This window comes from Sphingobacterium sp. UBA1897 (assembly GCF_002337775.1).
GTDB classification, from domain to species: domain Bacteria; phylum Bacteroidota; class Bacteroidia; order Sphingobacteriales; family Sphingobacteriaceae; genus Sphingobacterium; species Sphingobacterium siyangense.
In genome coordinates, this window is sequence record NZ_DDGR01000027.1 from 125,510 (window position 1) to 140,135 (window position 14,626).

Below are 14,626 nucleotides of genomic sequence, written 5' to 3' on the forward strand. Positions count from 1 at the left end.
CTATCCTTTTAGGTTTTTCCCAAATGACCAAACTAGAATGTATATCGAACCCCACATTGTATTTGTGCTCTTGAGTTAAAATAATCGATGCTATAAGGTTGCCCAGGATCACTAAAGGTAAATACGGGCCAGCTATCAGCATTTTGCCTCGGCGGAAATAATGATGGGGTAAGGCCCACACTACTCGTCGAATTAAATGTATTGGGTGAAAAATACTGAATACCCCATTTCTTGGAGATTAGATTAGTCAAGTTCATAACATCGACCGAAAATGTTATAAATTGTTTCTTTGACTTCTGAAGAAAGAGATCATGTGCAATTCGAAGATCTGCCTGTACATTCCATGGTGTACGTCCCATATTACGCTCTGTAAAATCACCCCTACGAGAGCTCAGATAATCATTACCATCAATGAACCTATTAAAAGCATCTGCTTGCTGCTGCGCAGAAAGACCATTTGCAAGATCTTTAAAGTAATGAATTGTTTCCGTCTGTCTTGGAATATAAACCAAACTTACTTGTTGTGGCAAGCCTTGTATGCCATTATTGACGATACCATAGGTAAATGGACTTCCAGATTGCGCACTGATATACAAGGTAAAATTCGTGCGTCCTGCATTACGCCAAGTTTGTTCGTAATTTATACTCGAAACGATACGGTGACGGATATCGAAATTGCTGTAAGCTAACTTTGGATTATTAGGAATAAGTGACTGATTCAGTTGCCAGTTACTTTCCATAGAATTACGTACGCCATTACTTAAATCCTTTGATTCTCCATAGGTGTAACTCAGTGTAGCATTCAATTTTTCTTTGATCGTTTTCCCAATGGTCCCTGTTATACTGTAGCGGTACCCCTGATTGGTATTACTCAGAAGATATACATTCGAGAAACGATTATCCACAGTACCGCTATAAACAGGTTGTTGTTTATTGACGTCATACCCATACCATAATGGGTTATCCTTGTTGTTCAGCTGCTGAAATAGAACATCTTTAATATTCTTTGTATAAATACCTTCAACCGTAAATTTCCAGCTTTCAACCTTGTAATCTATGCCCAAGCTGGACCGCAACACCTGTGGCAGCACAAAATTGTTATCGACCAGATCAACCTGCGTTTTTCCGGTACTTGGATCATTTATGATAGCGCCATTCTGCGCTATAAACTCACCTATTCCATTCGGACTTGGCTTTATAGGGTCAGACCCAGGTGCAAATGGTTTCTGATCTGCTTTTTGATCGAAAGCACCGTAACTGTTACCCGTATTATAGTATGCATAAGCCAACCAAGCAAACGGTATACGCCCTGTAAACAAACCGGCGCCCCCCCGTACAGTCAATTGTTTATTGTCCATTGCCTCCCATCGAAAGCCAATTCTCGGAGACAACTGTATCCTATTTAGAAACTCATTTCTTAATCGATTCGGTGGTGTATAGGTGTAGGTTGTACCGAAAGTAGGGTCAGACCACATGTCATTTACTTTATCACTCCGTGTCGGCATTGTTGGCAATGCTGCCAAATCAGCACGGAGTCCAGGTATGATTTGGAAACGATCATTTATACGGATTTCATCCTGAATGTAGAGACTATACATATCAACAGAGAAGTTAGCCGCGGGATGATCCAAAATGTAAGAACGTGAATTATCCTTATAGTTGTAACTTCCTCTTACACGATACGGAACATTAGCGACGAAATCTGCAATACTATTGTAATCAACCCGGCCATTCCAACTATTAACAAACCCATACCGAATGCGATAAAGCTCATTATGTGTTCCAAATAACAATTTATGCCTACCTTTTGTCCAATTTAGATTGGCCGTAATCTCCCAGGTACCTTGTCGCATGTTAAATATACTAGCTTCACGATCAGTTCCAAGATAAATTGTTGTGCCCGGTGTACGTCCTTGTATCTGTACCTGAGGTAAGGAAGGATCACTTAAGGGGTCACGTCGATCATTTACCTGTGTATATCCCAACACAATATTGGAAGAAAGATTATTACTAAATCTACTTTTCAATTCCGCAACGGTACTTGTTTGGTTGTTCTCTTGTTCAAAGGCCATACTACTGAACCGAAAATCCTGTTGATCCCGATCCATATGAGTTGCCTTACTAAAGATTGTATTGTTACGGATTGCCAACTGATGTTTGGCATTTATATTCCAGTCTAAACGATTGAAAAACTTGGTTGACCGGGACCAATTTGTATAATTACCTGCGGTTCCAATATTAAAAATATCACCATAGCGAGAACGAGCGGCTTCGGCTATTGCTTCTACATCGCGCTGCTCCAGAATCTGAGCTGTTTCGATAGTCCCAACACGCAACTGCGTAGGATCTTGGCGCCTGGTAAACTCCTCATTACTGAAAAAGAATAATTTATCTTTTATTAAAGGAAACCCTATTCGGAAACCTGTTTGATAATCATAAAAATCTTTATTCATTTTCCCCAAAGTTCCCACACGGTCCTTACCCGTTAATGCGGCATTCCGTCCATAGGCGTAAACCGAACCTTCGACTTGGTTTGTACCACTTCGAGTGACAGCATTGACCGAGCCGCCTGTAAAATTTCCAATCTTGACATCGTAGGGAGCCAAATATACTTGCATATCCTGAATGGCGTCTATTGATATGGGGTTTGTTCTTGTACTGCTCCCCGCCATTCCTGAGGTCCCCGTTTGTCCGCCAAGAGAGGGGCTAAAACCTATTGCATCATTATTGATGGCACCGTCTATCGTGACATTATTATACCTAAAGTTTGTACCACCAAAACTATTATCGCGACTTCCTTGCGGTGTAAGCCGAGTTACATCGGTAATCGAACGGTTGACTGTAGGCATATTCCTGACTTGCTCGCCACTGAAATGATTTCCGGTCCCTACTGTCCCTGCCCTTGTATCAGCTTTCCGACCAGTCACAACGACCTCACTAAGTGTTTCATTACGCTGTTGCATAATAAAATCCGTCTGCAAGGTTTCTCCCAAACGCACAAATATATTTTCTTTACGTTCTGTTTGTAATCCAATGCTACTTACATCAACTGTATATGGACCTCCAATACGAATATTATTTAAAGTAAAACATCCATCTTTATCGGTCGATTGCACATAACGGGTCCCCGTCGGTGTGTGTATCACAGTAACGGTCGCCTTCTCCACAAGAGTTCCACTGCTACTTTGCACCTTTCCGTTAATTGTACCCGAAGTTTCCTGCGCAAAAGAATTGATCGCTTGCAAAAGAAACAAAAAGAGTAAAATTAGCTTTAGTATTGACATTATAGGATAGAAAGTCATGGTTGATCTTCCTAAGCATATACTGTCATATTGATATCTATTCATTGCTATGTTTCATTAATTCGTTAGATAAATCTTCTTATTACTGTGTTAGCCGGAGCCCCTGATCGACAATATGTAGTACCCCATCTCCGGTAAGGATATCCTGTTTCTGTAATAAGACATCATTTGTATTTCCCAAACCCCGAAGTGTTATACCGCTAAAAGAGCCCGGAGAGCTGGTATTTGGAACCAACTTAATCTCTACACTGTTACCATCTAGCATGGTTTGCTTAGACATATTTGTATTACCCGTACTCAAGATATAGTCGTACACAAAACGACGGTCATGGAGAATATGATAGCGGACTAATTTTTTCAGATCGTCTAAATTGGCCAGCTCCACATCCTGCACGGATTGAAATCCCAGCAGAGTCATTGCAGCATTATTTGGTGCAAAAACTGTATAGGCTCCCTGATTTGTTTTTTCGGATAAAATGCCGGTCCTTTTTATAGCACGAGCAAATATGCTGATACTCGCATCTGCGTTGATAGCATCGACAATCTTATCATGTACATAGGGAGTCATAACGCGGTCGAGCACTTGAATCAGTCCATTAGATGCAGGCAAATTTTGTGTCAATATACGCGCTCCATTCAGTGTCAGTACTGTATCAGCTCCTTTTACCCAATGTGTGGCATAAACCTTACCGCGACGTGTTTTCAATTCTTGATTGAACAGAAAAGGAAGCTTATTGAGCTCATATTTTCCATCCAGTATATGATAATTAGCGATATTAGAAACTATCGCTGCGCGTTCAGACAGCATGCTCACGACAGTTGGATACCCCGCCTTTCCAAAGGCATTGTCGGATGGAGCAAGCAAAGTATAGGGACCTTCGCCCTTTTGCAACTCCTTATCCATATTACTGACGCGTAATGCAGCATTAAATACCGATAAATTAAAATTATCAGCAACGACCAAGTTGACCTTATTATTATCAAAATTCGTCGTGTTTTCTTCCTTTTTACAAGCAAATAATAGATTGATCGTCAGCAAAAATAGGCTACACTTGCTATAACTAAAATTATGTCGTCTCATCTTTTATTTAAGTTTAAATCCTTTTGGAAGCAGTAGATTATCAACAACGTGGATCGGTCCATTGACCGTATTGATATCTGTCTCAATAATATTGATCGGTGCTTGCTCGGCTTCTTTGATTTTCATTTGGATCTGGTTTCCATTTTTAGAAAAAGCTAACGGCATTTTATAAGCGTATTGAACCTGACTATTCCCCCCTATATTCACATAGTAATCGTTTAACAAGGCAGGATCCAGATCATTACTATAAAAGACGGTATTATTAGATAGCGCTATGCCATATGCAGGATCCTTAGTTGCAAACACTCTGCCCCAATTGCGATGAAAACTGAATAAAGTATCTGTCGGATATGCTCCACGTGGTTCAAAATACATGTCGTCGTATCTTACATCTCCCCTTTTAGCATTAAAAGCCAAAATATCGGCCACGCTTTTAAACCCTGCTTTTCGAAAGGCATCATCTGTTGGTGCAAAGGTGGCTGTCAGGTTAATATTAGGTATCTCATTGTAAAATGGATCCCTATCTATATCCCAGCCTCGTTGATAGGGAACTCTGGCCTCTGGATAATAGCTCAAAAATTCCTCTTTACTCATACGATATCCCCATAGAGGTTCAATATCATCCAACATTTTTTCATAAAACATTTCCTCGGACAAACGTTGGGATTCCACAAAAAAAGTAAACCTTCCATCGGCTATTAGCGCCTCCAATATGGTCATAGTAGGCTTTTCGATCACTTTTTCCAACATATAGATACCGCCATTTGTCGCGGGTTCATAAGCTAATTTTCCTTTAGACTTACCATTGACTAGCAAATCGCCATCTTTCACAGCGAGATAATGACGATAAGCATAGATGTCGTAACGTCTGCCAACTGGCTCGGTATTATCATAAAAAGGTACGCGGTAATTTTGATTTTTTAACATCGAGCGAACCATGAGACTATATTTACCAAGTTTAATTTGGTTAAGATCTCCTAAAAAACTGTAAAATTGGACGAAATCGGCAGCTTCCTCAGTAGTCATTTTTTGAACAGTCTCTAGTGTTATTCCAACTTGCTTCAACGCATTATCGGCTGGCACCAATACGGTCACTTTTGTATTGACTCCAGCAGCCTTGATCAGTGCTACAATGTTACTTTTCTGCCATGCTGTTAAAAAAACTTTTGCTTCGTTATGCTTTGTCAATAGTTGCGTAACATCCTGTGAAGCTTCGTTTTTATAGGGAACTTCCTCCCCCACAAGCTCCGGCATGAACTCAGTTTTTTGGCAAGATAACAGTACAGACAAAGCAGTAGTACATAACAACAGCATATACCAAACGGCATTTATTGATTTATTTTTCATCTTTTCCTTTTTTTATCGCTTGATCTGGGCTCACCAGCCCTCGATCTAAATCATGTACCAGACCATTACTACACAAATAGTCCATTTTAGCGCCGACATCATAAGTTACATCAGCGAGTATAATCGAATAGAAAGTATCATTGTCCCGGAGTCTCATATTATAACTCAATTTCCAGGTCGGATAGACTTCGTTGGCAAAATATTCCATATAATGTACTTTATCTTTCAAGTGGTATTTGTAATTACCATTCGAATTAATGACAGTAAAAACTTGCGAATCCGATATAAAAAAATGTTTATCGTACATGATGTAGGCACCAAACAATACCTCAGCGACATAATTCTGTGGAACAGCACTATCCAAAAATTCCATCGTAACCCCTCTCTTTTCTAGGGCCTCATTTGTTGGTGCAAATACCGTAAATGGGCCTTTTTCAGCCAGCTGTTCCCACAGACCAAATTTCTTCAGTCCAGCCACAAAAACAGTATAGTCTTTCCTGTCACTGAGCCAATCCTGAATATTTTTCTCAAATTGTGGTTTCATTACCTTATCCAGCACATGCAACACTCCGTTGGATAAAACCACGTCTTTGCGGATCGCTTTCGCTCCGCTAAAAAAAAGCATATTTGTTGGAGTAGTAGCCCCAGGTGAGATAGAACCGATTGAGGCGTACAATTCGGAACCTTCGAGTGTTGCATACCTAAAATCCACCGAGTTGCTCGGAATATCGCTCACATAAAGGCGCCTTGGGAGAATATGATAGGAAATCAGTCTCCGCAAACTATCCTTATTCATTCGATCAAAATCGGTTGGACGAAACACACCGATCTCATTAAAAGCGAGATCGTTTGGTACGAGAACTGTAAATGGACCTTTGCCATTTAGTTCGACATTCAGACCCGTTTTCTCCAGCGCCGCGTCAAAGAGGCGCATTTCATAATTATTATGAATAAAATCGGCCGCCGGTCGTATATTTTCATTAGGTTGGGGCACCGTGAGATTATCATGTTTGCAGCCTTGTAGCAACAAAATAAATAAGCACGTAGAAAACCAGCCCATAGCATGAAGCAATGATACCTTCTGTTCTATTTTGCTATTATATTGAATCATTTCTGCTAATTTTAGTAAATAGGTGGAGCATATTTTCGTTGTATGGTAGTTAGGTAGACGCGACCATTGACAATTTCGATCGTATTGACCGTTGCGAAAGTGCGTGGATTATCCTTTCCCGAATGTACGTTGACCAACAAATTTGGAAGCAGTGTTCCGTTTTCATTACTGGTCAACCCTACTTTTCCGTTCAGGAGACAATTAAGTACAGCCCAGTTGCTACCTGTGTTTGTCTCACTATCATAAAATGGATTCGTGACGGGGTCCATTCCAGGTGTAAAAAAGTCAAATCGTTGCCAAATAGCTGTGCGGATACCGTTGGATTTACTACTCGCCCATAACGGAAAACTTGCATATGCATTCACTTCATTTGAACTTGTATTACGTTTAACGGTTGTCAAAAAACGCCCTTGGTAACCATTTACTTTCGCAGCATAATGGCTGAGCTCTTCCTGACTTTCATAAAGTGACAAAAACACATTCATTTCTTCTTTGACACCATTTTTGAAGCTTTTCAACCTATAATCATCATCTTTTAAGCTTGCATCAGCTTCCCAGAACCCTTTTGCACTCATATTGTAAAAGTTTACATACACCAATGAATCTGATAATGGGAGCTTATAGAAATTTTCATGTCTCAATAAGATTCCATGATCCTTCTTTATAAAATCCCTTTGCAAAAGATGGAGTGTATAAACTTCTTTACTTTGAAGATTGATCACCGTGTCAATCAGAATGTCATTTTTCAAACGATCTTCCAATTCAAAGAAGGGTACCGTATTTTTTGGACGATACGCAAATACGACTCTTACCTCGCCTGAGGGTACCTGAGCCCAGCTACTTAAGTCAAATCCGTTTAAAATAGGACCGACTAGGACATTTTCCTTTCCTGGATATTCGGGATTGCTTGGGTCTGTACTGTTCCCGATGTGAGAAGGATATGGGGGAGCATAAGGATCTCTTTTATCCAAGAAATCACCTACAATTTCCGCTCCTGTAAATTTTCCATCAGATCCTATTTTCGGATTGATAAGCATGCAGAAATAGGGTACTTTATCATCCTTGCTACCCATAGTCTGTACGTAATTGACATTATTAAAAACACGTAGATAAGCCGGCTCGGCAATCTGTGTATATTCAATTTTCGTACAGGAAGCAAGCAATAGTATAAAAATGGCCAATAGCCAAATACGATTTGATATATTTTGCTTTTTCATTATTTATTATGTTTGATAATGATCATTCGCGCTTTTTCCTTATCGGACGATCCCGAACCACTTTTCCCAATCAACGCTACAGTATAAATTCCTGGCTCAAATGCTGGCAGAGGCCTTCCAATGGTTGTATACAGCGATTTATTTGCTATAAACTTGGTCGATTGCAATACGTCAATATCGTCGGCCCAGACACCTGGTATTACGTCTGGTTTAGAACGATAAGCCATTATTGCATAGGGATTCGTCATAATATTTACATTGGTATAAGGCATATTAATCGAAGGGATCCCAGGTTGCAGATTTACATTACCGCTGTTCCCGAAAGGCTGTCCGTTAGGCAGTGTAAAGGTGATATAAGGATTGCTTGCCGATAGATTTAAAAAGCGATTAAAGTTGAAGAATTTAAAAGCTAGCCGGCTGTATGTCCCATCGTCTTCAGCCGGTAAAGGGAGCGTACCACTCAGATCATTGGAAATGAGAAGCAACTGAGCCTTTCCATTTAGGTCAGGATAGAGCCATAACGTATAATTTTGATTGCTCCGCAATTCCTGTTTAATCGTCGCAAGTACGTTTCCAGTTGCATCTATAGCCTCTATATCATATTGCTTCTGGGTAAACACACTATAATTACTTCCTTTTCCAAATCCGATACCACTGGCAATAACCTTTCCATCGACCTTAAACCCTATCGATTGATCCTTATATGCATTTACACCTTGTATCCTCAAATAACTTTGATTAACCTGCGCTGCAATGTCTGTGATAATCTGAAACGAATTTTGATAGGCCTCAGCTGTTTCGTTCATCTCATTTGAGAAATAACTAAATCGCTGCGGGGTGACTACGATCGTATAAACACCACCAGGTTGAAAATCCTGAATCGGAGCATAAGCAAAATTAGTAGACTTTGCATAATCTTTTGGAATGGTGGAAGTCGGTAAATCAATAAGCCCATACTCAAACCGCCCTGAGCCCAAAGAAGGGAGGGGTCTGCCATCCGCTAACAATATTTTAAACTGATAGGTCCCATAGGGCAGTTCAATATAGTCTGAATTGCGGCGTGCGACAGAAATATCATTCGTTTTTTGATCAACCAAAGTACCATCAGCATAAGCTAACGATATTGCACCAACGAGATTCTCCTGTGCACCGCCCATCCCATTGGAAGGGTTTTTGATCGCTCCAGCTAGGTTAACAATCCGAATCTTAAAATGGTCCGGCTTACTGGGACTAGTCATAGCCCGCGTTAATGCAACAACTTCAGGTTGACCATTCATGATTAAAGAAGGAAGCAAAAAATAATCCTTAGGTTGCTCATAACTATTGTCAACCTTGACTTTAAAATCATGGTTCAAACCAAAACCCTGATAAAAGCGAGCTGCAAACGTAAGGTCTGCCTCTTCTTTCTGGTCAAAAAGATCTTGTGGAACTGTCCATGTCTTTGTCAAACGTCCGTCTGTTGGGAAATATGAGGTTCCAGGATATTTATGATTCCCCGGATTTAACGGATGCAACACAACAAAACTTGTCAAGCTGTCGCCATTAGCAATAACCTGATTAAAGTCAGATAGATTAACAATTCTAGTATTTGAATTTGGCCGGTTTTCAGTTACAGGACGATTGTCATTAATCACATCCAGTTTTTCCTTTTTACAAGAAACAAAGGATAAAAAACATAAAGCTGTAACACCAAAAAACCGACGCCCCACACGCTTAAACATACTGATTTTCATTAGATTAAAATAAGTTATAGGTAAAACCGATCATAATTTCTGCCCCGCGCTTATAACTTCTGTTGATATACTCATTTCCATACCACTTTCCTCCGGTTTGCGGATTTGCATAAACAGTTTTAATAGCAGGATTCATTATATTTTTGGCATAGCCTTTAAACAAGATCCGTTTATTGAGCTTTTGAGAAAAAACAAAATCAAGGTAAGGCACGGGCTGTGTATACAGATCGGGTTCCCCTGTCAGATTAATTTGGACTAAGCGTTCCCCAACCATATTAAAGGTCACTGTGAGATCGGTTCCTGATTTGTCGTTATCATAGTTTAACCAAGCATTAATCGAATAAGGAGCCTGTTCAAACAACGGACTATTTTTTGGCGTATATCTATCCAGTGAACGATTTGCTTCATAACGCTCCTCAGATTTTTTAATTTCACTTTGTGCCAATAAAAGATTGGTACCCAAAAACAAGTTTTTTAAAGGATCATATAAGGTTCCCAAATTCTTGACAACTTCAAATTCCAATCCCCATACCTTACCAATATTACCGTCATTCTGAAATTGGATGGTTGGAAATTCCGGATAAGTAGCAGCTAACCCTTGGGTTTTTAGATTAAATACCTTAACCAATTGATTTTCTATACGCTTTCCAAAAGCTGACACGGCAATAACCTCTCCTTTAGCAGGAAACCATTCCCAACGAAAATCCGCATTTTGGGTATATTGGTTTTTCAAATTGGGATTACCAACAACTAAGCCCATTTGAAAGGCATCAAATTCAAATACATTGGTAATCTCACGCAATTCAGGTCTAGCCAGGGTCGTGTTGAAGGCCCCACGAAAATTCATGTTGTCATTCAACGTATAGGTTGCATTGACTGAATAGAATGGTTTATATTTTGTTTTATAGACAGAATTGGGATTAATCGGATCCAGTGGAATACGTGTACCATCTGGAGATGTTGCGGTCAGTGCAGGGTCTAAAAATACATTAGTAGTATCCACTGCCGAACCAATATTTGTCATCTCAAACCGAACTCCTCCAGCCATGCGGAATCGTTCAGCAATCTTGAGATCCAGCATACCATATAATGCATTGGTTTCAAAATAACCCTTGTAGTTATTTGGCGATTTTTGGCTATTGTATAGAAATCCACCTACTGGCATCATACCTTCACCCTGTCCCGCTTTTGGTAATACAACACCTACAATTTCATTGCTTACCAAACGGTCTAAATTGCCTTGGACGTCATACAAAGGAATGGCCTTATTACCCGTAAAATTTGAACCTGGCAGAAACAGCTGGTTTTCTGTAAATTTACGATCCCTAAATAAATAATTGAACCCCGTTTTAAACAACTGCTTTTCACCCAATAGCCTGAAAGGAAAACTCAGATCAGCTTTTGCATTAAAATTATCTTCGTTCAAATTCCGCCATCTCCGACCATTAGGTTCCGCTTGAATAATACCGTAATTTCCAAATCCGTTTACATAGCCCGATGTAAGTGCATAGAGATGTTCAGAATATACATAGTCATCAAAATGAGCCTGCTCACCTATAATGGGACGTCGATACCATCCCCCACCCCGAGGTTTGTAGTCTACAAGACTTGCAAATCTAAAATCCGGGTCATTCTGCGTGGACTTTGACGTTGCAACATTATAACTCAAACGAGGCGAGAGCTCATTTTTCAAAAACTTATGTTCGCCCTGTAGGTTAAAGGTATTCAGATTACGGAAAGTCTGTTTAAGCGAATGAATAGTACTTCTGACTTCGCCAGGCAAGCCCGAATACTCATAGCGTCCATTTAAATTTGTTGCGATAGACTCTCCTCCCCAGCTTCCCAAATATTGCATACTGACCTCATGCTGTGGATTAAAACGGTAGGTGACCCCTACAAGTGTACCATAGTTTAGTGTTTCGGTTCCTGTATTTTCACGATAAGTTTGATACTTCCCCATAAAAAGACTATTCGGTGTAATATAATTAGGGATATTCCTAAAACTAAAAATATCAGGGTTACCAGTCACTACCCCTTGATAGATGCTATACTGGGTCAGTTCGCCCTGATAAATATCAGCGGTTCTTCTATAATAATTTCCTCCGACGACAATCCCCAGTTTGTGTTTTCCAAAAACATCATAACTATTACCGAATGTTGCCGAGTAAAGTTGATTCATGGGTGCGCGGCGGTATCGAGTCGTCATAACGGGATCAAACCCTTTCATAATTGTATTAACCCGGTTTACCTCCTGATATCCTGAGGGACTATAGTTGCTATTGGCGATCATATCCTGGATAGAACTTAATCCATTGGGATATTGCGTTGCAAGATTTAGAAAATCCGAGGAAAGGTCTTTTTTATTGATTCGTGTTCCCAATAATCCCATCTCACTGTTCCAAAAGCTGTTATAATTCCCCCCCAAACCAATGTTCGAATTGAGCCCGGTTTGAGCGATAAGCTCAAATGTCATTTTCTCAGGCACAGATTTCGTTTTGAGCTCAACGATACCCGAAGCAGCATCGGCAGGTTTGTCTGGTGTTACTGTTTTATAAACGGTAATATTATCCAATAAAGAAGCCGGAACGAGATCCAACGGGATGGCACTACGGTCAGGATCAGATGAAGCCAATCTTACGCCGTTCAACTGACCGATCACAGATCGATCACCTAGCCCTCTTATCGCAACATATTTATCATCAGTCACCGTAACACCAGTAACGCGTTGTAATGCCTGTGTAGTCGTGATACTGGCCGTACGCTCAATCAATTCGGCCGAAATAGCATCCTGTACAATAGAAGCGCGTTTACGTTCTTCCAGCACGGCCGTTTCAGTGTTCATTTTACGCCTTGCCTGAACGGTGACCTCTTCCAATGCTGTAGCAAGAGGGTTCAACCCAATGACAAGGTTTTCCTTCACATCATTAATTTCAATTTCCTTGGTCTGATAGCCCAGATAGGAAAGAACGAGAACAGTAGGAATTTTAGAAATCGATAGCGAAAAGTTTCCATTTGCATCAGAATTCGTTCCTCCAGATGTCCCTTTAACACGGATTGAAACACTGGCCAATGTCCTTTTTGTCTGTTGATCAATGACTCGACCAGCCAAGCGCTGCTGCAATACATCGGCGGGCTTTTCCAGCGCAGTCTGAAGCGCCGTAACAACAACCAGTTTATTTTTCACAACATAACCGAACGGTTGTCCTGCAAAACATATATTCAATGCTTCTTCAACAGTTGCATTGTTTAGATTGACATTAACGGGTTTTGCTCGATTAAAGAGCCCATTATCGTAAAAAAAGTCATAACCGCTCTGCTGCCTTATTTCTTTTAATATAGCTGGGATATGACTATTTTGTTTGTTAAGTGTAATACGTTGACCGTAAGTAAACGCACTGACTTTCACCAACAAACAAGTTAAAAATACCATGGTGATTTTCATAACACGCATGCATTGATAAAAACTCATATATTTGTTGTTGTTAATATTATTTGATGATCATTGAATCGCAACATGATCGATAAGCTTAACACATTGACCAAAGGTGTTACCAGCACCTTTGGTTGTTTTTTATCCGGCTTATCGTAAAAATTAGATAGGTCAATCTATCACAATAAGCCTCCTTCCATTTAGCGTTAATTTTACTTTTCCTGTTGTTTGCAACATATCAATAATGGTAGATAGCGGTTGAGAACGCGATACCATACCATCAAATTTCAACTTTTCAAGTCGTTCAGGACATGTTACATCCACGTTGTACCACCTTGAAATTTTACGCAGCAGACTTACTAACTCCTCTCCTTTAAAAACAAAGTCACCATTTATCCAAGCTACTTCCTGAGAAATATCCACATTTTCTACACGCAGGGCTTCATTTAACAAGGCCCGCTGCCCTGGTTTTAAGAGCACCGATTCATTTCTTTTTTTCGAACTAACGCGTACACTTCCCTCCAATAAAGTTGTTGTTGTATAAGGTTCGTCATCATATGCGTTGACATTGAAATGCGTACCAAGTACCTCTATTTTTTGATTTGCTGTCTCCACGTAAAAAGGAATTCGTTTTCCCCCTCCCATTTCCGTCTCAATTTTTGCAATTTCAAAGTAAACCTCTCCGGTCATATGGACATGCCGTTCGTTTTCACTAAATTTCAAAGGATATGTCAGGGTTGAATTTGCATTGAGGAAAGCTTTCGATCCATCTGGCAATATAATTTGATATTGATTTCCCCTATTCGTCGCAATTTTATTCATTGCTGTACTGGCAATCCGTTCCTTTTCAACAGCCTTATACACCAATTCACCATCGTTGTTCTTTTGTATTTCTACCCCGCCCTGAAGTGCAACAACACTTCCATTCTTTATATCAGCTAAGGAAACAACGGAGCCATCTTTTAATGTCAATAAGGCATCATCCTTTCCCGGAGCACCGATATGCTGTACGTTTTTTGGCTGTTCTTCAGCAAGCTGTTGTTTAAATAGAAACAGTGAGATAGCGCCAACAACGACTAGGAGCGCCGCAATTTTTAACCAGACAGCCGTACCAATTTCTATGAAGCTGTGCTGGTTAGCGCGCTTTTTTATTTGAGACTGCAAACGCTCATAGTTTGTTTGAACGGATAGTTCGCCCGCATAATGTCCCATTGCCACAATGGTTTCCTGCAACTCCGCGATGGACGCTTTATGTTCAGGATATTTTTGTAACCATTTTTCCCATTTTTCGATATCCTCTTTATTTGTTCCCTTACAATAGTTCACAAAAGATTCGTCCAATAATAACGCTTGCAAATTAAGTTCGTTCATACTACTCTAATCGTAATTTATACAATAGAGTGGG

8 protein-coding genes are annotated in these 14,626 nt (G+C 40.1%); all 8 read right to left on the reverse strand.

Annotated elements, in window-relative coordinates; genetic code table 11:
* Positions 1 to 32: 32 nt before the first annotated feature.
* The 8 genes from B4N43_RS19020 to B4N43_RS19055 all read right to left on the reverse strand — a co-directional run bounded on the left by B4N43_RS19020 (position 33) and on the right by B4N43_RS19055 (position 14,592).
* Entirely contained in the window at positions 33 to 3,284 is a 3,252-nt protein-coding gene (locus B4N43_RS19020; protein ID WP_088160485.1) for a TonB-dependent receptor, read from the reverse strand.
* 100 nt (positions 3,285 to 3,384) lie between these two features.
* Positions 3,385 to 4,383: a fasciclin domain-containing protein gene (locus B4N43_RS19025; protein ID WP_088160484.1), complete on the reverse strand. Its 999-nt coding sequence runs from the start codon at positions 4,381 to 4,383 to the stop codon at positions 3,385 to 3,387.
* 3 nt (positions 4,384 to 4,386) lie between these two features.
* A complete protein-coding gene (locus tag B4N43_RS19030) occupies positions 4,387 to 5,730 on the reverse strand; it encodes a fasciclin domain-containing protein (protein ID WP_286735860.1) in 1,344 nt (447 codons plus the stop codon).
* Positions 5,720 to 6,841 carry a fasciclin domain-containing protein gene (locus B4N43_RS19035; RefSeq protein ID WP_286735861.1) on the reverse strand — a complete coding sequence of 374 codons (1,122 nt, stop codon included), beginning with the start codon at positions 6,839 to 6,841 and terminating at the stop codon, positions 5,720 to 5,722. The genes B4N43_RS19030 and B4N43_RS19035 overlap by 11 nt, the downstream gene beginning before the upstream one ends.
* A gap of 11 nt (positions 6,842 to 6,852) precedes the next feature.
* Positions 6,853 to 8,058: a hypothetical protein gene (locus tag B4N43_RS19040; protein WP_286735862.1), complete on the reverse strand. Its 1,206-nt coding sequence runs from the start codon at positions 8,056 to 8,058 to the stop codon at positions 6,853 to 6,855.
* Positions 8,058 to 9,791, reverse strand: coding sequence for a DUF4397 domain-containing protein (locus B4N43_RS19045; RefSeq protein ID WP_286735863.1), 1,734 nt, complete (start codon positions 9,789 to 9,791; stop codon positions 8,058 to 8,060). Before B4N43_RS19045 ends, B4N43_RS19040 begins: the two co-directional genes overlap by 1 nt.
* A 4-nt stretch (positions 9,792 to 9,795) precedes the next feature.
* Positions 9,796 to 13,260 (reverse strand): carboxypeptidase-like regulatory domain-containing protein, encoded by a 3,465-nt coding sequence (locus tag B4N43_RS19050; protein ID WP_286735864.1) that lies wholly within the window; start codon positions 13,258 to 13,260, stop codon positions 9,796 to 9,798.
* A 132-nt stretch (positions 13,261 to 13,392) separates the two neighbouring features.
* Positions 13,393 to 14,592 carry a FecR domain-containing protein gene (locus tag B4N43_RS19055; protein WP_088160479.1) on the reverse strand — a complete coding sequence of 400 codons (1,200 nt, stop codon included), beginning with the start codon at positions 14,590 to 14,592 and terminating at the stop codon, positions 13,393 to 13,395.
* Positions 14,593 to 14,626: the final 34 nt, after the last annotated feature.